We start from the raw sequence: 21,014 nt of genomic DNA on the forward strand, positions 1-21,014 counted from the left end.
CGAATGGAACGAGAGGATGACCCCATGAACACGATTCTCTTTCTGATGACCGGATCCGACACCTGGACCCTGAACGACGGCACCGCGCACCGCACCGGCTTCTGGGCCGAGGAGGCCGTGACGCCGCTGCAGATCTTCAAGGACGCCGGCTACGCCGTGCAGGTCGCCACCCCGGGCGGCGTCGTGCCGCCCGTCGACCCCGCCAGCCTGAGCGACGACATCTCCGCCGACCAGCCCGAGCTGAAGTCCCCCATCGCCATCGCCGACGTCGACCTCGCGGACTACGCCGCGGTGTTCGTCCCCGGCGGCCACGGCCCGATGGAGGACCTCGCGGTCGACGCCGACTCCGGCCGGCTGCTCGCCGACGCGGTGACGTCCGGCAAGCTCGTCGGCGTCGTCTGCCACGGCCCCGCCGCCCTGCTGGCCGCGACGAAGGCCGACGGCAGCAACGCCTTCGCCGGCTACACCATCACTGCCTTCACCAATGCCGAGGAGAAGATCGGCGGCCTCGCCGACAAGGCTCCCTGGCTCCTGCAGGACCGCCTCACCGAGGCCGGCCTGACCGTCGAGGTGGGCGCGCCCTTCCAGCCGCACACCGCCACGGACCGCAACGTGCTGACGGGCCAGAACCCGGCCTCGTCCGCACCCCTCGCCGAGAACATCCTGGAGGCGCTCAAGTGACCGCGACCCGACTCTTCTCCCCCATCACCCTGCGTGGGCTGACCATCCCGAACCGCCTGTGGATGGCGCCGATGTGCCAGTACAGCGCCCCCGCCGAGGGCCCCCTGACGGGCGTGCCCGGCGAGTGGCACGCGCAGCACTACGGCGCCCGCGCCGTCGGCGGCGTCGGCGCGATCATCGTGGAGGCGACCGCGGTCGTCCCCGAGGGCCGAATCACCGCCTGGGACCTCGGCCTCTGGGACGAGGCGCAGGTCGAGGGCCACCGCCGCCTGACCGACTTCATGAAGGAACAGGGCGTCGTCCCCGTCGTCCAGCTCGCGCACGCCGGCCGCAAGGCCAGCACGAACCGCGAGTTCCTCGGCGGCCAGCCGCTCGACCCCGCCACCGATCGGCTCGGCTGGGAGGTCGTCGGCCCGAGCGCCATCGCGTTCGACGACGTGCTGCCCGTGCCGCACGACCTGTCGCTGGCTGAGATCGCGGGCGTCGTCGACGCCTTCGCCGCGGCCTCCCGCCGCGCCGTGGCCGCCGGCTACCAGATGATCGAGGTGCACGCCGCGCACGGCTACCTCGTCCACCAGTTCCTCTCGCCGCAGTCGAACCACCGCACCGACCAGTACGGCGGCTCCCTGGAGAACCGCTCGCGCCTGGCCATCGAGATCGCCGACGCGGTCCGCGACGCCGTCGGCGAGGACTACCCGGTCATGTTCCGCCTGTCGGCCACCGACTGGCTCGAACCCGAGGGCTGGACGACCGACCAGACCGTCGAGCTGACGAAGGCCCTCAAGGAGCACGGCGTCGACATCGTGCACGTCTCCACCGGCGGCAACACTCCCTGGCCGGGCGCCTCGACCGGACCCGGCTACCAGGTGCCGTTCGCGGCCCGCGTCCGCGAGGCTGCCGGGCTGCCGACCGTCGCCGTCGGCTCCATCACGGAGCCCGCCCAGGCCGAGCAGATCCTCGTCGACGGGCAGGCCGACGTGGTCGCGCTGGGCCGGCCGCTGCTGCTCGATCCCTACTGGGGAGTGCGCGCGTCCCGTACGCTCGGCGCCGACGAGGACTTCCCGCTGCAGTACTCGCGGGCGGCCAGGAGCCTGCGCTGAAAGCTCAGCTGACTGACCTCCACGGACGATCGGTCATGTCGCACCCACCTGCAAGGATGGGCGGCATGACCGATTCTGCATTTCCCGAGGCACCGTTCTCCGCGCCCACAACCATCGAGCTCGCGGCGACGCCGCTGGCGGTGGTCCGCTACGAGGGCATCAGCCTGGATGGGCTGCCCGCCGCCTTCGACGAGGGCTTCCCCGCGCTCGGCAACCTGGTGGGGGCCGGCGCCCTCGACCCGACCGGCCCGGCGCTTGCCCTGTATCGCGGCGAACCCGAGGGCATCTTCGACCTGGAGGTCGGGTTCCCCGTCTCGACGATCCTCGACGGACCGCTGCCCGCGGGCGACGTGTCCGTGGTCGGCTCGCAGCTGCCCGCCGGGCCGGCGCTGGCGACCACGCACGTCGGCACCTATGACGGGCTCGGCGCGGCCTGGGCCGATCTCACCGCCCGGGCCCCGGCGCTGCCCACGGGCGTGTGGGTGGAGGTGTACGTCACAGACCCGAGCGTGGCTCCCGAGGAGCTGCGCACGGATCTGATCCTCCCCCTGGGGGACTGACCGCCGGGATCAGCCGAGGGCCTCCGGCAGCGGGGCCTCCCAGGCGCGGCGGGCCTCGTCGAGGTCGACGGTGAACGCGCCCACGAACTCGAGCTCGCCCCCGCCGGTGACCTCACCGATGCGGGCGACGGGCACACCGTGCTCGGTGCACAGCGCCTCGAACTCGGCCAGGGACGCCCCCGACAGCGACACGACGGCGCGGGCGGCGGACTCCGAGAACAGCGCGACCGTCGGGTCGTCGCCCGGCAGCGTCACGGCGAAGCCGAGGCCGCCCCGGAACGCCGACTCCGCGAGCGCGACGCCGAGGCCGCCCTCGCTGACGTCGTGGGCCGACGACAGCAGGCCGCGGCGGGCCGCCTCCACCACCACGTCGGCCAGCGCCTTCTCCGCGCCGAGCACGACCTGCGGGGGCATGCCGCCCAGGTGCGCGTCGTGCGCGACGGCCTCCCAGATGGAGCCGGACAGCTCCTCCCGGGTCTCGCCGAGCAGCAGCACGGCGTCGCCCGGGTGGGCGAAGCCGGAGCGCAGGCGGGTGGCGACGTCGTCGATCACGCCCATCACGCCGACGGTGGGCGTCGGGAGGATGGGGGTCGAGGCGGTCTGGTTGTAGAGGCTGACGTTGCCGCCGGTGACGGGGATGCCGAGCTCGCGGCAGGCGTCGACGAGGCCGAGGATGGCCTCGGAGAACTGCCACATGACCTCGGGGTCCTCGGGCGAGCCGAAGTTGAGGCAGTCGGTGATGGCGACCGGCTCGGCGCCGGTGACGGCGACGTTGCGGTAGGCCTCGGCCAGCGACAGCTGCGCGCCGAGGTACGGGTTGAGGTACGAGAAGCGCGAGTTGGCGTCGAGGGCGAGCGCGATGCCTAGCCCGGTGGACTCGTCGATGCGGAGCATGCCGGCGTCCTCGGGCTGGGCCAGCACGGAGTTGCCCCGCACGTAGCGGTCGTACTGCTGCGTGACCCAGGTCTTGTCGGCGACGTTGGGGTGCGCGAGCACCTGCAGGAGCATGGCGCGGACGGCGTCGGCGGAGTTGTCGCGCGGCAGGTCCTCGGCGCGGTCGGCGTTCAGCGCGTCGATCCAGTCGGGGCGGTGGTACGGGCGGTCGTAGACGGGGCCCTCGTGCGCGACGGTCTTCGGGTCGACGTCGACGATGGTCTCGCCGTGCCACGAGATGATGAGGCGGTCGCCGTCGGTGACCTCGCCGACCACGGTCGCCAGCACGTCCCACTTGGCGCAGATCTCCATGAAGCGCTCGACGTTGGCGGGCTCGACGACCGCCATCATGCGCTCCTGGGACTCGCTCATCAGGATCTCCTCCGGCGCGAGGTTGGGGTCGCGCAGGGGGACGAGGTCGAGGTTGACGAACATGCCGCCGTCGCCGGCCGAGGCCAGCTCGGAGGTCGCGCAGGAGATGCCCGCGGCGCCGAAGTCCTGGATGCCGTTGACGATGCCCGCCTGGAACAGCTCGAGCGTGCACTCGATGAGCAGCTTCTCCATGAACGGGTCGCCGACCTGGACGCTGGGACGCTTGGCCGGGCCGGTCTCGTCGAACGTCTCGGAGGCCAGGATGGAGGCGCCGCCGATGCCGTCGCCGCCGGTGGCCGCGCCGAACAGGATGACCTGGTTGCCGACGCCGGTGGCGCGGGCTAGGTGCAGGTCCTCGTGGCGGAGCACGCCGACGCACAGAGCGTTGACGAGCGGATTGCCGAGGTAGGAGGGATCGAACTGGACCTCTCCGCCGACGTTGGGCAGGCCGAGGCAGTTGCCGTAGCCGCCGACGCCGGCGACGACGCCGGGCAGCACGCGGTGCGTGTCGGGCTCGTCGAGCGGGCCGAAGCGCAGGGAGTCCATCACGCCGATCGGGCGCGCACCCATCGCGAGGATGTCGCGGACGATGCCGCCGACGCCGGTCGCCGCGCCCTGGTAGGGCTCGACGTAGGACGGGTGGTTGTGGGACTCCGCCTTGAACGTGACGGCGTAGCCCTGGCCGATGTCGACGACGCCGGCGTTCTCGCCGATGCCGGCCAGCAGAGGTCCGCGCGGCGTGTCCTGGCTGAGCTCCCCGAACTTCTTCAGGTGCACCTTGGAGGACTTGTACGAGCAGTGCTCCGACCACATGACCGAGTACATGGCGAGCTCGGCGGAGGTGGGGCGCCGACCGAGGATCTCCTTGATCCGGAGGTACTCGTCGTCCTTGACGCCGAGGGCGGCGTAGGGCTGCTCGACGTCGGGGGTCTGGAAGGCGTTCTCTACGGTGTCTGCCACAGGGTCAATCTATCGCGTCGCGCGCACGCGCTCTGCCACCTGAGCCTCATGGACAGCCTCGAGGATCTGGCGCCGGAGCGTGCCTGGGGCGTCGGGGTTGGCGTCCAGCCAGGCCCGCCCCTCGTCGGCCCCGTTATCGGGGAATCCGCCGCGCACCAGGCGCAGGGCGATCTCGATCGGGTGGTCGCGCCAGACGTCCAGCAGCGTCTCGAAATACGGGCGGCGCATCGGCTCCCGCAGCGCGGACTGGCCCGGCGTGTTGTAGCCGGCCAGGATCGCGTCGATCGTGGCGTTCGCGTCGCCGTCGATCACGTGGACCCGGTCCCAGGCCTCCCGCTTGACCGCGGCGTCGGGGGCGGCGGCCCAGCAGGTGAGGCGGGCGAGCCGGCCGGCGGCGGTGTCGTCGGCAGCCAGGGCCGCGTCCAGCTCCTCCGGGGTCGCGGCGCCGAGGGCGGCGCGCGTCTGCCACGCGGCCCAGGTGACGTCGACGGACAGCTCGAGGCCCGGGATGCCGCCGTCCTGCACCCAGGAGACGTCGCCGCCGGCCAGGGTCTCGGCGCGGAGGTAGGCCCGGGCCCAGATCTGCTGCTCGGGGGATCCGGGGGCCGCGGCCAGCGCCGCGGCGCGTGCGCCGTCGCGCCAGCGCGCCGCGAGCGTCGCGGTGTCGGTGGTGAAGCGGTCGACGGCGTCGAAGGCCCAGGCGACAAGGGACGCGAGCACGCCGGTCTGCGTCTCGCCGGCGCCGAGGACGGCGTCGACGAAGTCCTCCGCGGACAGGTCGCCGGACCTGAGCGAGGTGCGCAGCGCGGTCCAGGCGACGGCGCGGGAGATCGGGTCGAGGTGCCCGAGGTGCGCCACGAGCGTCGCACGCGTGGTCCCGTCGAGCGCGACGGCGGCGAAGGTGTGGTCGAGGTCGTTGATCAGCACGGCGTCGGGGGCCGGCAGGCCGACGGCCTCGGGGACCTCGACCGTCGCGGCGTCGACCGTGACGTCGAGGCGCCGCTCCAGCTTCAGCGAGCCGTCCACGACGCGGCAGAGGCCGACGGTGGTGGCGTGCGGGCGGTCGGCCGGGTATTCGTCGGGGACCGTGCGGGAGATGCTCAGCGTGCCGACGGCGTCGCCGTCGAGCGTGACGGAGGCGGCGAGCGTGTCGTGGCCGGCGGTGCCGAGCCAGGCGGTCACCCAGCCGCTGAGGTCGCGGTCGGTCTCCTGAGCCAGGGCGCCGATGAAGTCGGTCAGGGTCGCGGACGAGTGCGCGTGGGCGGCGAAGTAGCGGCGCGACCCGGCCAGGAACGCGTCGAGGCCGACGAAGTGCACCAGCTGCGTCAGGGCCGAGGATCCCTTGGAGTAGGTGATGCGGTCGAAGTTGGTCTTGGCGGCCTCGAGGTCGGGTATGTCGGCGATGACGGGGTGGGTCGTCGGCATCGAGTCCGCGAGGTAGGCGCTGGCCTTGCGGTTGGCGGCGAAGTTGACCCAGGCGTCGTCGAAGCCGCAGGCCTCGTGCGAGACATGGCTGCCGGAGAACTCGGCGAAGCTCTCCTTGAGCCAGAGGTCGCCCCACCAGCGGCAGGTCACCAGGTCACCGAACCACATGTGGCTCATCTCGTGGACCAGCGTGTTACAGCGGGCCTGCAGCTGCGCCGGGGTGGCGGGCGAGCGGAACAGGTAGCTCTCGGTGAAGGTCACCAGGCCGGGGTTCTCCATGGCGCCGAGGTTGTACTCGGGGACGAAGATCTGGTCGTACTTGGGGCCCCACGGGTAGTCGCCGAAGTTGGCGGTGAACCAGTCGAGGCCCTGCTTCGTGTAGGTGAACAGCACGTCGGCGTCGAGGTAGCGGGCCAGCGACCGGCGGCACAGCAGGCCGAGCTCCATCTCGCCCCAGGCGTCGACCTCGCGGTGGTACGGGCCGGCGCAGATGCAGGTGATGTAGGTGGACAGGACGCCGGTCGGCTCGTACGTGACGCGCACGACGCCGTCGGCGACGACCTCGCGGGAGGCCTCCGGCTGGTTCGAGCCGAGCCACCACTCCTCGGGGCCGGTGAGGATGAAGGTGAACGGCGCGCGCAGGTCGGGCTGCTCGAAGTTGGGGAACACGCGGCGCGCGTCGGCGGGCTCGTACTGCGTGTAGAGGTAGGTCTCGCCGTCGGCCGGGTCGACGAAGCGGTGCAGGCCCTCGCCGGTGCGCGAGTAGCGCGCGTGGCCCGCGACGACGACGGTGTGTCGCCCGGGCGCGACGTCGGGCAGTTGGAGCCGGGCCCCGTCGTGCTCGACGGGGTGCGGTTCGCCGTCGATCGTCAGCGAGTCCACCTCGCCGATGAAGTCGATCCACAGCGGTCCGTTGAGCGCACCTGGTTCGTTGAGCGCCCCCGGTTCGTTGAGCTTGTCGAAACGCGCCGAGCCTGTCGAGGCGTTCCCCGGTTCGTTGAGCGCACCCGGTTCGTTGAGTTCGTCGAAACGCGCCGAGCCTGTCGAGGCGTTCCCCGGTTCGTTGAGCTTGTCGAAACGCGCCGAGCCTGTCGAGGCGATGCTCAGCTCGATCGTCGACGTGACGGGGAACGTCGTCGTCCCCGGGTCGCGGGCGTCGCGGATGTCGACGTCGACCGTGTAGCTGTGCACCTCAACCGCGGCGGCGCGCGCCGCGGTCTCGACCTGGCTGAGATTGGCTGAGCTCATGCTCCCCATCCAACCACTGGCGCGGGCGCCGCGTCGCGCGGGTCAGCGCGGCAGCCAGCGGACCCAGCGGCCGTGGGGCGAGGCGACGGCGAGCGGCTCGCCGTCGAGGGCGAGGACAAAGTGCGGCCCGTCGACCGGCGGGGTGCGGCCGCGGAGACTCGTGACGACGGTGGGTCCCTCGAAGGAGAGCCAGTGGGCGCCGGAGGCCCGAACGGCCGCGACGACCGCGTCGCGCTCGGGGCGCGCGAGGTAGGCCAGCGTCGCCGAATGCATGACGACGGGCGTCGCGCCGGCGGGGAGGTCGGCGAGCAGGAGGGGGAGGTCGTCGGGCGCGGAGCCGGTCAGGATCGTCGGCGGGTCGGCCGCGGCGACGGTGAGGGCGGCGGCGAGCCGCTCCTCCCTGTCGCGCTCGCCCGGCCAGACCAGCACCCGCAGCCACCGCGCGTCGTCGGGATCGGCCGCGGACAGGGGGTGCTGGTCGAGCCCTCGGCGCAGCGCGATGCGCAGGTCCGCGGGCGAGGCGGGAGGGTCGCCGTCGTGCCGGCAGTCGAGGACGGGTGCATCGGGTCCGGCGGCCGCACCGTCGGCGATGGTCGCGGGGAGGCGGTACCGGAACCGGTCGGGCAGGAGGCAGAGCCCGGCCGACGACCCGATCTCCAGCAGCGCGACGGGCTGCGGCAGGCTCGCGAGGACCGGAGCCAGCACGGCCAGCCTGCCCGGCTCGTTCGTCTGGGTGCGTCGGGCGAGGATCGTCGCCTCGATGGCCGACCAGTTCCCGTCGACCCAGTCGAGGAACTCGGGCCCCGGGTCGGTCGGCCCGTCGAGGTAACGGACGGCGGCGAGGAACAGGTTCGGCTGCCGCTTGCGACCCGGCAGCACGTCGAGCCGCGCGGTCAGCACCGGCGTCCCGGCGATCCAGCGGCACAGCTTCGACCAGACGGGCGACGTCGGCTCGGCCTCGCCGGCGAACCACCGGTACAGCTCGTCGATCGGCATCGCCTCGTACGCGTGGACCGCCTTCATCCCCGCCCTCCCCTCACGACTGCCCTCCCCGTCTGGGCACCCCTTGGCGTCTGGGAAATACCGTTGGCGTCTGGGGTGGGGTGGGGTCAGACGCGCACGGCGAGGAACTGCAGCACAGACTCGAAGAACGCCTTGCCGTCGAGCGACGACCCGGTCAGCTCCTCCACGTTGTGCTCGGGGTGCGGCATCAGGCCGACGACGTTTCCGCGCTCGTTGGTGATGCCGGCGATGTCGTTCGCGGAGCCGTTCGGGTTGTCGAGGTAGCGGAAGACGACGCGGTCGCTGTCCTCGAGCTCCTTGAGTGTCTCCGCGGACGCCTGGTAGTTCCCCTCGCCGTTCTTCAGCGCGATGGTGATCTCCTGGCCCTTCTCGAAGGCGCAGGTCCAGGTGGTGTCGATGGTCTCGACGCGCAGGCGCTCGTCGCGGCAGATGAACTGCTGGCCGGCGTTGCGGATCATCGCGCCGGGCAGGAGGTGCGCCTCGCACAGCAGCTGGAAGCCGTTGCAGATGCCCAGCACGGGCATCCCCTTCTTCGCCGCGTCGATGACGGTACCCATCACGGGGCTGAACCGGGCGATCGCGCCGCAGCGCAGGTAGTCGCCGTAGGAGAAGCCGCCGGGCAGGACGATGGCGTCGACGCCCTCGATCGAGTCGGAGCCGTGCCACAGCGGCACGGCCTCGGCGCCCGAGAGCTGCACGGCGCGCAGGGCGTCGTGGTCATCCAGGGACCCGGGGAACGTGACCACCCCGACGCGGGTCATCAGTCGGCCACCACGTCGAAGGACTCGATGACGGTGTTGGCGAGCAGCGTCTCCGCCGCGCGGCCGATCTCGGCGAGCACCTCGTCGGTGACCTCGCCCTCGACCTCCACCTCGAACCGCTTGCCCTGACGGACAGAGAGGCCCTGGAAGCCGAGGCGCTTGAGGGCGCCGGTGACGGCCTTCCCCTGCGGGTCGAGGATCTCGGGCTTCGGCATGACGTTGACAACGACGCGTGGCATGGCGCCACTCTAGGGCATGGCGCGGCGTCGGAGCCCTGCGCCGGGGCTACGTCCCACGACGCGGCGGGAACGCCGCGACCCCGCCGGATCCGTGCCTTGCCGGGTAGCCTCGACGGCATGGTGTCGGCCCGCTCCCAGGTTCCGCCTTTCGAGGTCATGACCATCCTCGACGAGGTGGCCCGGCTGCGCGCCCGCGGCGTCGGCGTCATCTCGCTCTGCGCGGGCGAGCCCGTCGCCGGGGCACCCACCGCCGTCGACGACGAGGCGGCCCGGCTGCACGTCGCCCACACGACCTTCGGCTACACCCCGGCGCTCGGCATCGCGCCGCTGCGCGAGGCGCTGGCCGGCCACTACGACCGCTGGTACGGCACCGATGTCGACCCGTCCGAGATCGCGGTCACCACCGGCTCGTCCGGCGCCTTCCTGCTCGCCTTCCTCGCCGCCTTCGACGCGGGCGACCGCGTCGCCCTGGCGAGGCCCGGCTATCCCGCGTACCGCAACATCCTCAGCTCGCTGGGCTGCGAGGTCGTCGACCTGGACTGCGGCGCCGACGTGCGCTTCCAGCCGACGGTCGAGCAGCTCGACGCCGAGCACGCACGCGGCCCGCTGGCCGGGCTGGTGCTTGCCTCGCCCGCGAACCCGACCGGCACGATGGTCACGCGCGACGAGCTGGCCGCGCTGGTCGCCTGGTGCGACGCGAACGGCGTGCGACTGGTCAGCGACGAGATCTACCACGGCGTCACCTACGGCGACTCCCGCGGCACCTCGGCCCGCGAGTTCGGGCCCGGCCCGATCGTCGTCTCATCCTGGAGCAAGTACTGGGGCATGACGGGGTGGCGGATCGGCTGGCTGCTCGCTCCCCCGGAGCTGATGTCGGCCGTCGACGCGCTGGCCGGGAACCTGGCCCTGTGCCCGCCGGCCCCGGCGCAGTTCGCGGCCCTCGAGTCGTTCACCGACACCTCGTACGCGCAGTGCGACGAGGCCGTCGCCGACTTCGCGGAGGCCCGCCGGCTGCTGCTCGACGCCGAGCCCCGCCTGGGGTGGGGAGGATCCGCACCCGCGGACGGCGCCTTCTACTACTACGCCGACCTCGGCCCGCAGCTGGAGCACCACGGCACCTCGTCCGCCTACGCCGCGGCGCTACTGGAGGCGACGGGGGTCGCCCTGACGCCCGGCACGGACTTCGACGCCGTCGGCGGGCACCGCACCGTCCGGGTCAGCTTCGCGGCAGGAACCGCCGCGATCCGCGAGGCGATCGAGCGGATCGTCGCCTTCCAGTCACGCTGAGGGCGGCGGGTCCCACAGCTCCGTGAGCTTGCCGGTGGCCCACTCGCGGGCCATCAGCACCGCGGGGAGCAGCGCCAGCATCCAGCGGACGTGCAGGTTAGGTCGCCCGCTCCGCCCGCTCCTGCGGGTGGTGGTCCATGCCGAGACTGTAGTCCGCGCCCCGACAGCTCAGCGCGACACTGTGAGATCGCTGGTGACCCAGAACCGCAGCGGGTAGTCCACCGCGCTGCCGACGCCGATCCGCGGGCCGACTGACACGGGCGGCTCGGCTCCGGCGCGCGGGGTCAGCAGGATCCCGGCGCTCCCGTCGAGCGGGGACCCGGTGTCGGCGATGTCGATGCCGAGTGCGACGGTCAGCCTGGCCGGGCCGGCCGCCAGGTCGGCGTCGGAGCGCGTGCGGCCGCGGGCGGCTCGCCGCTCGCGGGCGAAGCCGACCCCGTCGACGATCCGGGCGGCGCGGATCAGCACCGCGGACGGGACACCCTCGTCCCCCACCACGACGTTGAAGCACGTGTGGATGCCGAGGTGACGGTAGACGTAGGCGTGCCAGGGCGGGCCGAACGTCGCGGCGTTGCGGGCCGACGGGCCGCGGTACGAGTGGGCGGCGGGGTCCAGCCCGCCGCCATAGGCCTCCACCTCGGTGATCTCAGCCGCCACGCGGCCGTCGCCGCGGTCGACGACCAGCGAGGCGCCGAGCAGCCCGCGGGCGGCGGTCCCGACGCCGTCGAGCATGGCCCGCTGGTCGTCGGTCAGGTCTCCCCAGCCGGTCGTCGGCGGGACCCGGATCACGGCAGCGGCACGTCCACGGCGCGGGCGACCTGCGCGTCGAGCGGGCTGACCGGCAGCTCGCGGCCGTCGACGTGCGTGACGCGCGCCAGGATCCGGCCGCTGGACAGCAGCCAGGCTCCGCGGCAGCGGTCGAGGTCATCGACGCTCAGCTCGCCGAAACGGACGTCGAGCCCGTGCTCGGCGCCCTTGGAGACCAGTTCTTCGACGGTGATCGAACGGAGGATGCCGTCGAGCGGCGGCGTGACGAGCACGCCGTCGAGGTCCAGCACGACGCTGCAGGTCGGGCCCTCGAGCAGGCCCCCCGACGGGGAGCGGAACACGACGTCGTCGGCGCCGTGCGCGTGGGCCCAGCGCTTGGCGGCCATGTTGATGCCGTAGGACAGCGACTTCGCGCCGGGCAGCAGCCACGGCAGGGAGGCGACGCCGGAGCCCTCGAAGCCGCGGTCGAGCACCATGACCTTCGCACCCTCGGCACGCTGGCGGATCGAGGCCTCGTCGAGCGGCGCGGCCAGCACCCAGCCGTTCGGCTGGTCGGCGATGCCCTCGGGGCCGCGGGTGTGGATCAGCCGCAGCACGGCCTCCGGGTCGGCGTCCCAGTCCCAGGCGGCGAGGATCGCGTCGACCGCGCGGCGGAAGCCCGCCTCGTCCGGCACGGGGAGGTCGAGCATGGCGGCCGACTGCGCGAGCCGCTCCAGGTGTGCGTCCAGGTCGCGGGCGACGCCGCCGATGGCGAGCGTTGCATCGAAGACGCCGTCGCCGCGGACGACGCCCTGGTCATCGGCGCGGACGATGGGCTGCGTGACGTCGGCGAGGGTTCCGTCGAGGAGCGCGAGAAGCTTGACTGCCATGCCGGTGAGCCTACCGGTCACTCCCCACGGTCGGACCGCAGCACACGGACCGCGTCCGCCAGCGACAGCGAGCCGCCGGCCCGGCCTTCCACCCGGGCCAGAACCTCATCGACCGTCGGCTGCCGCAGCACCACATCCGGGTCCTCGGGCACGTCGTTGATCTGGGTGTCCGTCATGGAGCCATCATCGCTCAATGACGGGGCACGGGCGTCAGGCCGGCTGGAACTCCCGGCCGGTGAGCAGGCGGTAGGCGTCGAGGTAGCGGTCGCGGGTCGCGGCGACGACGTCGGCGGGTAGTGCGGGCGGCGGTGTGTCGGACGCCTTGTCCCAGCCGGACTCGCGGGTCAGCCAGTCGCGCACGTACTGCTTGTCGTAGCTGGGCAGCGACTCCCCCGGGCGCCAGGCCTGCGCGTCCCAGAAGCGCGAGGAGTCGGGGGTGAGCACCTCGTCGGCCAGCACGATGGTGCCGTCGGCGCGGCGGCCGAACTCGAACTTGGTGTCGGCCAGGATGATGCCGCGGTCGGCGGCGATGTCGGCGGCCCGCGAGTAGATGCGCAGCGTCAGGTCCCTCAGCCGCGACGCGAGCTCCTCGCCATGGATCCCGGCGACGGTGGCGTAGTCGACGTTCTCGTCGTGCTCGCCGAGCGGGGCCTTGATCGCGGGCGTGAAGATCGGCTCCGGCAGCCGATCGCCGTCGCGCAGCCCCTCGGGCAGCGGCACGCCGCACACCGTGCGGGAGGCCTGGTACTCGACCCAGCCGGAGCCGGTGAGGTAGCCGCGGGCGACGCACTCGACCTCGATCATGTCGAGCGCCTCGACGATCGTCGCGCGACCGGCGACGGCCGCGGGCACGTCGGTGCTGACGACGTGGTTGTCGACGAGATCGGCGAGCTGGTCGAACCACCAGAGGCTGAGCTGCGTCAGGACCGCGCCCTTGTCCGGGATGGGCGTCTCGAGCACGAAGTCGTAGGCGGAGATGTTGTCGGTGGCGACCATCAGGATGCGGGGCACCCCGTCGACGGTGATGTCGTAGAGCTCGCGCACCTTGCCGGCGTGCCGCAGCGGGAGGTTCAGGACCGAGGAGTACTGGCTCACACGCTCATCATAAGGGCGAGTCGCTGGGCGGCCCGCGCGACGACCAGGTCCGCGAGCGCCCCCGTCGAGGACAGGGCCCCGGGCACAAGCTCGACGCCCAGCCTCGCGGTGCGCTCCGCCATGCGGTCCCGCAGGACACCCTCGGCGACCATGAAGCTGACGGCGACGACCTCGTCGGCCTCGAGCGACAGCTCCGCGACGACCTCCTCGACGGCGCGGCCGCCGTCCAGCGCCGCGACCCGCCACGGGCCCCATCCCTCGCGGGGGTGCTGGGCGATGGTCTCGGCGACGGTCGCGACCGCCGCCGTGTCGGAGGAGCCGGCGACGAAGACGGCGACCGCGGTCGTGCGGCGGGGCAGCACGCCTGCCCCGACCAGCAGTTCCTCGCAGCCGTCAAGCAACCTCCGGTCGGGCCCGAGCGGGCGGGCCACCCGAACGTGCGAGCCGGCGGACCCGAGCTCCTCGACGGCACGCGGCACGTCGACGCGCGCATGGTAGGCGGGCGTCAGCAGGACCGGCACCGCGACGGCGGAGCCGCCGAGCTCGACCGCGAGGTCCGCCGGCGACGGCGCGTGGTGATCGAGGTAGCAGACGCCGACGGCGCGGCCGGGGCGCACGCGACCGCGGACGGCGTCGGCGAGCCGCTCCAGGCCCTCGCGGTGGCGCGGGTCCGGAGACCCGTGGGCGATGAGCACGATGTCGGGCATGGGTGCCCTCCCGTCAGGTCAGATGGAGGCGCCGGCGTAGCGATCGGCGGTCTCGGCCATGCCGGCGGCGAGCGTCGCGCCGTCGGCCTCGTCGATCAGCAGGAACGCGCCGGTGCGGCGCAGCTCCCGGTAGTCGTCGATGGGCAGGTCGTCGGCCAGCCGCACGCGGACCCGGCCGATGTCGTTGAGCGCCAGTTCGCGCGGGGCGCGGGCGTACTCGACGGTGGCGATGTCCAGCTGGTCGAGGATCTCCTCCACCATGGCGCGGACCGTGCGGGTGCCGGCGCGCAGCAGCACGCGGTCGCGGGGCCTGACCGGCCGGTCGGACAGGACACACACCATGCCGCTGACGGTGCGGGTGACCTCGCCGGGAGCCTCGGCCGCGGCGATCAGGTCACCGCGCGAGATGTCGATGTCGTCGGCGAGCCGGAGCGTGACGGACTGGGGGGCGAAGGCCTCGTCGAGCTCCTCGAGCGTCCCATCGGCCCGCCCCCGGTCGATGCCGACGACGGTGGTGGTGCGGCGCGACGGCAGCACCGTGACCTCGTCGCCGACCCGCACGACGCCGGCGGAGATGCGCCCGGCGTAGCCGCGGTAGTCCTCGTGGCCGGCCTGCTGCGGCCGCAGCACCACCTGCACGGGGAACCTCAGAGGCTGGGCGGCCGGGTCGGTGCCGACCGGCACGGCCTCGAGGTGCTCCAGCAGCGTCGGCCCCTCGTACCATTCCGTGTTGGCGGAGCGGTCGACGACGTTGTCGCCGAGCAGCGCGGACAGCGGCACCGCGACGACCTCGTCGATCCCGAAGCGGGCCGCGACCGCGGTGGCCTCGGCGACGATCTCGTCGAACCGTGCCCGGTCCCAGCCGACCAGGTCCATCTTGTTGACCGCGACGGCGACGTGCCGCACGCCGAGCAGGCCGGTGACGGCCAGGTGGCGGCGGGTCTGCTCGACGACGCCGTGGCGGGCGTCGACGAGGATGAGCGCCAGCTCGGCCGTCGAGGCCCCGGTGACCATGTTGCGCGTGTACTGCACGTGGCCGGGGGTGTCGGCCAGCACGTACGAGCGGGTGGCGGTCGAGAAGTACCGGTAGGCCACGTCGATCGTGATGCCCTGCTCGCGCTCGGCCCGCAGCCCATCGGTGAGCAGCGCGAGGTCGGGGGCGGCCTGGCCGCGCTCCCGCGACACGCGCTCGACGGCGTCGAGCTGGTCCGCGAGCACAGACTTGGTGTCGTAGAGCAGCCGTCCGACGAGGGTGGACTTGCCGTCGTCGACAGACCCGGCGGTCGCGAGCCTGAGCAGATCGTGGGTCATCAGAAGTATCCCTGCTTCTTGCGGTCTTCCATCGCCGCCTCGGAGAGGCGGTCGTCGGCGCGGGTGGCGCCCCGTTCGGTGATGCGGGAGGCCGCGACCTCCAGGATCACCCCTGCCACGTCGGCGGCCTCGGAGTCGACGGCGCCCGTGCAGGACATGTCGCCGACGGTGCGGTACCGGACGACGCGCCGCTCGACGGGCTCGCCGCCGCGCGGACCACCCCAGTCGCCCGCGGTCAGCCACATGCCGGAGCGCTGGAACACCTCGCGCTCGTGGGCGTAGTACAGGCTCGGCAGCGCAATGTCCTCGCGCTCGATGTAGCGCCACACGTCGAGCTCGGTCCAGTTCGACAGCGGGAAGACGCGCACGTGCTCGCCGGGCGCGTGGCGACCGTTGTACAGGTCCCACAGCTCCGGGCGCTGGCGGCGCGGGTCCCAGGTGCCGAACGCGTCGCGCAGCGAGAACACGCGCTCCTTGGCCCTGGCCTTCTCCTCGTCGCGGCGGCCGCCGCCGAAGACGGCGTCGAAGCGGCCCTCCTCGATCGCGTCGAGCAGCGGCACGGTCTGCAGCGGGTTCCGGGTGCCGTCGGGGCGCTCGCGCAGCCGGCCGTCGTCGAGGTAGTCCTGCACCTTCGCGACGTGCAGCCGCGCCCCGATGCGGGCGACCGTCTCGTCGCGGTAGCTCAGCACCTCGGGGAAGTTGTGGCCCGTGTCGACGTGCAGCAGCGCGAACGGAAGCGGCGCCGGAGCGAACGCCTTGAGCGCCAGGTGCAGCATGACGACGGAGTCCTTGCCGCCGCTGAAGAGGATCACCGGGCGCTCGAATTCGCCGGCCACCTCCCGGAAGATGTGGATGGCCTCCGACTCGAGGTGGTCGAGATGGTCGAGGGAATGGTTCATGTATGCAGCCCGCATTCGGTCTTGTTCTTGCCTGCCCAGCGTCCGGCGCGCGCGTCCTCGCCAGGGGCGACGGGGCGCGTGCACGGGGCGCAGCCGATGGAGGGATAACCCTTCTCGCGAAGGGGGTTGAGGAAGACGTCCTCCTCGAAGGCGAAGCGGTCGACGTCGTCGTCGTCCCACGCCGCGATGGGGTTGATCTTGACCATCTGCCTGCGCTCGTCCCAGCCGACCAGTCCGATGTCGGTGCGGGTCGGGGCGTCGACGCGGCGCATGCCGGTCACCCAGGCCGACCGCCCGGTGAGCGCGCGGTTCAGCGGCTCGACCTTGCGGATGGCGCAGCAGCGGTCGGGGTCGCGGTCGAAGAGCCGGTCCCCGTGCTCGGCGGCCTGCTCGTCGACCGTCAGGAGCGGCAGCACCGTGCGGATTCGCACGCGGTCCGTGTAGTGATCGCGCGTCCGCAGCGTCTCGGGGAAGTGAAAGCCGGTGTCGAGGAAGAACACATCGAGCGCGGGCGCCGACTGCGCGACCAGCTCGACGAGGACCTCGTCGCCCATGGAGGACGCGACGGTGACGTCGTCGCCGAACGACTCCGCCGCCCAGGCGAGCACCTGTCGGCTGAGCTCGACCCGACCGAGGTGACCCGCGTGCCGTTGTTCGGCCTCGAGCTGCGCAAAGCGGGCCGCTGCCTCGTCCGCCAAGGCCCGGAGCTCGTCGGTGGTCAGGGTGGTCGTCACCGGCCCGCCTCCTCTTCCTCCCGGAGGCGGCCCGGGATCTGGGCCGTCTCGACGCGGTGCTGCGTGACCGAGAACACCCGCGCGCAGGCGACGCAGTGCCAGGCGCCGCGAGGCTCCTCGACGGGGCGCAGGTCCTCCTCGGCGCAGAAGGGGCAGTGGTAGATCACGGCGCTCACCGCAGGTCGTCCTCCTCGGCGCGGTGCGCCCAGGTGGCGAAGGACTCGTCGCCCTCGCGCTGCTCGAGGAAGGTGCGCGCGAGCCGCTCGATGTAGTCCGGCAGGTCGTCCGCGGCGACCTTCAGGGCGCGGGTCTTGCGGGCCAGCTGCGGGGTGGCGCCGAGGCCGCCGCCGAGGTGCACCTGGAACATCTCGACGAGGTTGCCGTCGTCGTCGGTCTGCACCATGCCCTTGAGGCCGACGTCGGCGACCTGCGTGCGGGCGCAGGCGTTGGGGCAGCCGTTGACGTGCACCGAAAAGGGCACGTCGAACTCCGGCAGCCTGGCCTCGAGCTCCTCGACGATCCGGCGCGCCTGCGCCTTGGTCTCGACCAGCGCCAGCTTGCAGAACTCGATGCCCGTGCACGCCATGACGCCGCGGCGGAACTCCGACGGGCGGGCGGGCAGGTCGAGCGCGTCGAGCCCGGCCACCAGCGCCTCGGTCTCCGCGACGGGCACGTCGAGCACGAGCAGCTTCTGGTGCGGGGTCAGCCGGACGCGGCCCGAGCCGTGGCGCTCGGCCAGGTCGGCGATCCGGGTCAGCTTCGTGCCGGACACGCGCCCGGCGATCGGCGCGACGCCGACCCAGTAGTTGCCGTCCTTCTGCAGGTTGATGCCCACGTGGTCGCGGCGGGCGACCGCTTCGTCGGCGGCGGGCCCGTCGATCAGTGTGCGGCCGAGGTACTGCGTCTCGAGCACCTCACGGAACTTCTCCGGGCCCCAGTCGGCCATCAGGAACTTCAGGCGGGCGCGGTTTCGAAGGCGGCGGTAGCCGAAGTCGCGGAAGATGGAGCACACACCCTTCCAGACCTCGGGGATCTCCTCCAGCGGCACCCAGGCGCCCAGCCGGCGGGCGAACATGGGGTTGGTGCTGAGCCCCCCGGCGACCCAGAGGTCGAAGCCGGGGCCGTGATCCGGGTGCACGACGCCGACGAAGGAGATGTCGTTGATCTCGTGGGCCACGTCGAGGCGCGGGCTCCCCGAGATCGCGGTCTTGAACTTGCGGGGCAGGTTCGACAGCTCGGGGTCGCCGATGAAGCGCTCGACGATCTCGGCGACGGCGGGGCTGCCGTCGATGATCTCGTCGGCGGCGATACCCGCGACCGGCGAGCCGAGGACGACGCGGGGCACGTCGCCGCAGGCCTCGGTCGTCGAGAGGCCGACCGACTCGAGCCGGCGCCAGATCTCGGGCACGTCCTCCACGCGGATCCAGTGCAGCTGGATGTTCTGCCGGTCCGAGATGTCGGCGGTGTCGCGGCCGAACTCGGTCGAGATGCCCGCGATGGCGCGCAGCTGCTCGTTGCTGAGCGCGCCGCCGTCGCTGCGGACCCGCATCATGAAGTACTCGTCGTCCAGCTCCTCCGGCGCGAGCGTGGCGGTCTTGCCGCCGTCGATCCCGGGGCGGCGCTGCGTGTAGAGGCCCCACCAGCGCATGCGGCCGCGGAGGTCATCCGCGGAGATCGATGCGAACCCCTCGCGGCTGTAGACCTCCTCGATGCGGGCGCGCACGTTGAGGCCGTCGTCTGCCTGCTTGAAGGCCTCATTGGCGTTCAGGGGCGTGGTGTCTCCGTCGGCCCAGGCACCGGTGGCCTGGTTGCGTCGGGGCCGGGCGGCCGCTTCGGTCATGCGCGTTCCTTCGGTGGGAGTGGCTTAACTCGTCCGAACCCGTGGGGTGTCCCCGGCATTCCCGACCGGCCCGGCCGATCGCCCCCGGCGAACAGGAGGCCGCGGCTCCCGGCCGATGCCACCCCCGCACAACCCCCACGCAGGGACGCAGTTTTCGAAATCGTTTTCGACGCGCGAGCGCCCAGTCCGCCCCGCGAGGGTGGTCAATGTGACCGTTTCACAACAATTTGTCCCCGAAACCCGAAAATCGATTGACAGTGCCCCTGAGGACAACTACCTTCCTCTTGAGACACAGCCACTTCGGCAGCAAAGAAGCACTCAACCCGGAGGTCACCGATGACCGGAGCACCCCAGTCACCCCGAGACGCGGGAGCGTCTGCATGAAGCGCATCCTCTACTCACAGAAGATCGCGCCGTTCATCTTCGTCCTCCCGTTCGTGCTCACCCTCGCGGTGTTCTGGATCAGCCCCCTCATCAAGTCCGGCATCATGTCGACGCAGAACATCCTCCCCGGCGTCACCGAGAGCGTCGGCCTGAAGAACTTCCAGCGCCTCTTCGGGGACCGCCTGTTCTACGTGGCGCTCGGCAACTCCATCAAGTACATGCTGTGGACCCTGCTGCTGCTGATCCCCGGCCCCCTGATCCTCGCGGTGCTGATCAACTCGAAGATCGGCTCGGACAAGTTCAAGGCCGTCTTCAAGTCGGTGCTGTTCATCCCGGCACTGAGCTCCGTGGTCGTCGCCGGTGTCGTGTTCCGCCTGATCTTCTCCGAGTCCTCCACCTCGCTGATGAACCAGATCGTCGCCATCTTCGGCGTGGATCCCGTCAAGTGGCTCAAGAACAGCGGCACGGGCTTCTTCGCGCTGCTGACGCTGGCCTGCTGGCGCTGGACCGGCGTGAACATCCTCTACTTCCTGGCCGGCCTCCAGGCCATCCCGCAGGACTACTACGAGGCGGCCGACCTCGACGGCGCCTCGAAGTGGCAGCAGTTCTGGCACGTGACCGTCCCGTCGATCAAGCCCACCATCGTGTTCGTCCTGACCATCTCGGTCTACGGCGGCCTCGCGATGTTCCTCGAGTCCTTCATGCTGTGGGGCGGCAACAACTCGCCGCAGAACATCGGCCTGACCATCGTCGGGTACCTGTACCGCCAGGGCATCGAGCGCAACAACCTCGGCTACGCGTCTGCGGTCGGCATCATCCTGCTGATCCTCGTCATGGCCATCAACATCCCGCAGCTCATCGCGACGGGCACCTTCAAGAAGGAGGAGCGCTGATGTCGCGCGCTACCGGAGAGCTGACCGCCGAGGCGCGGAAGTTCAAGCGTCGCCTCACCGTGGCGAACTGGGGAATGGTGGCGCTGTTCGTCATCATCATGATCCTCGTCCTCATCCCGTTCTGGGCGATCTTCATCGCCACCTTCCAGGACGGCAACATGATCGTGCGCTACGGCCTGAACCTGGGCATCGACCTCAGCCAGGCGAGCCTCGAGAACTGGGTCATGCTGTTCACGGACTCGGGCCAGTACTTCACCTGGTTCTTCAACTCCGTCTTCGTCACCGTCGTCCAGGTGGTCCTGACGCTGCTGATCTCGGCCTTCGTCGCCTACGGCTTCGCGATGTACGACTTCCGCTTCAAGAACACGCTGTTCGTCGCGGTGCTGCTGATCATGAGCGTGCCCTTCGAGATGATGATGCTGCCGCTGTACATCCAGATCAACGACATGGGCCTGCAGGACACCTACACCGCGGTCATCCTGCCGTTCCTCGCGGCCGCCGTGACAATCATGTTCTTCCGGCAGTACCTCCGCGGCATCCCCAAGGACATCGTCGAGGCCGGCCGCATCGACGGCGTGAGCGAGTACGGCATCTTCTTCCGCCTCGTGCTCCCGCTGATGAAGCCCGCCTTCGCCGCCATGGCGATCCTCAACGGAATGTCGTCGTGGAACAACTTCCTGTGGCCGCTGCTCGCCCTGCGCTCGGCTGACAAGTACACCCTTCCCATCGGCCTGAACACCCTGCTGACCCCGTACGGCAACAACTACGACCTGCTCCTGGTCGGCTCGGTGTTCTCGCTCCTCCCGATCTTCGTGTTGTTCATCGCCTTCCAGCGGTTCTTCATCGAAGGCATGACCGCTGGCGCGGTCAAGGGCTGACGCCCACCCCACCCACTTCCGGGTCCGCCCGGCAGAGAGATAACTCA

At 71.6% G+C, this 21,014-nt stretch carries 20 protein-coding genes and 1 pseudogene; 6 read left to right on the forward strand and 15 right to left on the reverse strand.

The window, feature by feature from the left end:
- Positions 1 to 24: 24 nt before the first annotated feature.
- From KDB89_RS11190 to KDB89_RS11200, 3 genes are all read left to right on the forward strand, one after another.
- Positions 25 to 681 (forward strand): type 1 glutamine amidotransferase domain-containing protein, encoded by a 657-nt coding sequence (locus KDB89_RS11190; RefSeq protein WP_219081054.1) that lies wholly within the window; start codon positions 25 to 27, stop codon positions 679 to 681.
- Positions 678 to 1,781, forward strand: coding sequence for an NADH:flavin oxidoreductase/NADH oxidase (locus tag KDB89_RS11195; protein ID WP_219081056.1), 1,104 nt, complete (start codon positions 678 to 680; stop codon positions 1,779 to 1,781). Before KDB89_RS11190 ends, KDB89_RS11195 begins: the two co-directional genes overlap by 4 nt.
- Before the next feature lie 65 nt (positions 1,782 to 1,846).
- Positions 1,847 to 2,341: a GyrI-like domain-containing protein gene (locus tag KDB89_RS11200; RefSeq protein ID WP_219081058.1), complete on the forward strand. Its 495-nt coding sequence runs from the start codon at positions 1,847 to 1,849 to the stop codon at positions 2,339 to 2,341.
- A gap of 9 nt (positions 2,342 to 2,350) precedes the next feature.
- Here KDB89_RS11200 and purL read toward each other — a convergent pair whose 3' ends face one another.
- The 5 genes from purL to purS form a co-directional block, all read right to left on the reverse strand.
- Positions 2,351 to 4,606 carry a phosphoribosylformylglycinamidine synthase subunit PurL gene (gene purL, locus KDB89_RS11205; protein ID WP_219081059.1) on the reverse strand — a complete coding sequence of 752 codons (2,256 nt, stop codon included), beginning with the start codon at positions 4,604 to 4,606 and terminating at the stop codon, positions 2,351 to 2,353.
- A gap of 9 nt (positions 4,607 to 4,615) precedes the next feature.
- Positions 4,616 to 7,279 carry an aminopeptidase N gene (gene pepN, locus KDB89_RS11210; protein ID WP_219081060.1) on the reverse strand — a complete coding sequence of 888 codons (2,664 nt, stop codon included), beginning with the start codon at positions 7,277 to 7,279 and terminating at the stop codon, positions 4,616 to 4,618.
- A 42-nt stretch (positions 7,280 to 7,321) separates the two neighbouring features.
- Positions 7,322 to 8,302, reverse strand: a complete 981-nt coding sequence (locus KDB89_RS11215) for a DUF2332 domain-containing protein (RefSeq protein ID WP_219081062.1) — start codon at positions 8,300 to 8,302, stop codon at positions 7,322 to 7,324.
- 86 nt (positions 8,303 to 8,388) lie between these two features.
- A complete protein-coding gene (gene purQ, locus KDB89_RS11220; RefSeq protein ID WP_219081064.1) occupies positions 8,389 to 9,063 on the reverse strand; it encodes a phosphoribosylformylglycinamidine synthase subunit PurQ in 675 nt (224 codons plus the stop codon).
- Positions 9,063 to 9,302 (reverse strand): phosphoribosylformylglycinamidine synthase subunit PurS, encoded by a 240-nt coding sequence (gene purS / locus KDB89_RS11225; protein WP_219081066.1) that lies wholly within the window; start codon positions 9,300 to 9,302, stop codon positions 9,063 to 9,065. The genes purQ and purS overlap by 1 nt, the downstream gene beginning before the upstream one ends.
- 117 nt (positions 9,303 to 9,419) lie before the next feature.
- Between purS and KDB89_RS11230 the strand changes: the two genes are divergently transcribed.
- Positions 9,420 to 10,589, forward strand: a complete 1,170-nt coding sequence (locus tag KDB89_RS11230; RefSeq protein WP_219081068.1) for a pyridoxal phosphate-dependent aminotransferase — start codon at positions 9,420 to 9,422, stop codon at positions 10,587 to 10,589.
- Positions 10,590 to 10,757: 168 nt separating this feature from the next.
- Here the strand turns inward: KDB89_RS11230 and KDB89_RS11235 are convergent, their stop codons facing one another.
- The 10 genes and pseudogenes from KDB89_RS11235 to KDB89_RS11275 all read right to left on the reverse strand — a co-directional run bounded on the left by KDB89_RS11235 (position 10,758) and on the right by KDB89_RS11275 (position 18,812).
- Entirely contained in the window at positions 10,758 to 11,378 is a 621-nt protein-coding gene (locus tag KDB89_RS11235; RefSeq protein ID WP_255555891.1) for a DNA-3-methyladenine glycosylase, read from the reverse strand.
- Complete coding sequence (locus KDB89_RS11240) at positions 11,375 to 12,226, reverse strand: aminotransferase class IV (RefSeq protein ID WP_219081070.1); 852 nt, start codon at positions 12,224 to 12,226, stop codon at positions 11,375 to 11,377. The genes KDB89_RS11235 and KDB89_RS11240 overlap by 4 nt, the downstream gene beginning before the upstream one ends.
- A gap of 17 nt (positions 12,227 to 12,243) precedes the next feature.
- Positions 12,244 to 12,402, reverse strand: a complete 159-nt coding sequence (locus KDB89_RS11245; RefSeq protein ID WP_219081072.1) for a hypothetical protein — start codon at positions 12,400 to 12,402, stop codon at positions 12,244 to 12,246.
- Between the two features lie 55 nt (positions 12,403 to 12,457).
- A pseudogene (locus KDB89_RS11250) lies at positions 12,458 to 13,321 on the reverse strand (phosphoribosylaminoimidazolesuccinocarboxamide synthase); the annotation flags it as partial.
- The gene (locus KDB89_RS14680) at positions 13,318 to 14,028 is read right to left on the reverse strand and encodes a sirohydrochlorin chelatase (protein ID WP_255555893.1); all 711 of its coding nucleotides are present in this window, start codon (positions 14,026 to 14,028) and stop codon (positions 13,318 to 13,320) included. The pseudogene KDB89_RS11250 and the gene KDB89_RS14680, both read right to left, overlap by 4 nt.
- Positions 14,029 to 14,046: 18 nt before the next feature.
- Complete coding sequence (locus KDB89_RS11255; protein ID WP_219081076.1) at positions 14,047 to 15,339, reverse strand: sulfate adenylyltransferase subunit 1; 1,293 nt, start codon at positions 15,337 to 15,339, stop codon at positions 14,047 to 14,049.
- A complete protein-coding gene (cysD, locus tag KDB89_RS11260; RefSeq protein WP_219081078.1) occupies positions 15,339 to 16,238 on the reverse strand; it encodes a sulfate adenylyltransferase subunit CysD in 900 nt (299 codons plus the stop codon). The genes KDB89_RS11255 and cysD overlap by 1 nt, the downstream gene beginning before the upstream one ends.
- Positions 16,235 to 16,972 carry a phosphoadenylyl-sulfate reductase gene (locus KDB89_RS11265; protein ID WP_369408085.1) on the reverse strand — a complete coding sequence of 246 codons (738 nt, stop codon included), beginning with the start codon at positions 16,970 to 16,972 and terminating at the stop codon, positions 16,235 to 16,237. Before KDB89_RS11265 ends, cysD begins: the two co-directional genes overlap by 4 nt.
- Positions 16,969 to 17,148: a hypothetical protein gene (locus KDB89_RS11270; RefSeq protein WP_219081080.1), complete on the reverse strand. Its 180-nt coding sequence runs from the start codon at positions 17,146 to 17,148 to the stop codon at positions 16,969 to 16,971. The genes KDB89_RS11265 and KDB89_RS11270 overlap by 4 nt, the downstream gene beginning before the upstream one ends.
- A complete protein-coding gene (locus KDB89_RS11275; RefSeq protein WP_219081082.1) occupies positions 17,145 to 18,812 on the reverse strand; it encodes a nitrite/sulfite reductase in 1,668 nt (555 codons plus the stop codon). Before KDB89_RS11275 ends, KDB89_RS11270 begins: the two co-directional genes overlap by 4 nt.
- 380 nt (positions 18,813 to 19,192) lie before the next feature.
- Here KDB89_RS11275 and KDB89_RS11280 point away from each other — a divergent pair, with 380 nt between their 5' ends.
- Positions 19,193 to 20,089 (forward strand): carbohydrate ABC transporter permease, encoded by an 897-nt coding sequence (locus KDB89_RS11280; RefSeq protein ID WP_219081085.1) that lies wholly within the window; start codon positions 19,193 to 19,195, stop codon positions 20,087 to 20,089.
- Entirely contained in the window at positions 20,089 to 20,967 is an 879-nt protein-coding gene (locus tag KDB89_RS11285; RefSeq protein WP_255555894.1) for a carbohydrate ABC transporter permease, read from the forward strand. Before KDB89_RS11280 ends, KDB89_RS11285 begins: the two co-directional genes overlap by 1 nt.
- The last annotated feature ends 47 nt before the right edge of the window (positions 20,968 to 21,014 follow it).

This window comes from Tessaracoccus palaemonis (assembly GCF_019316905.1).
GTDB lineage: Bacteria > Actinomycetota > Actinomycetes > Propionibacteriales > Propionibacteriaceae > Arachnia > Arachnia palaemonis.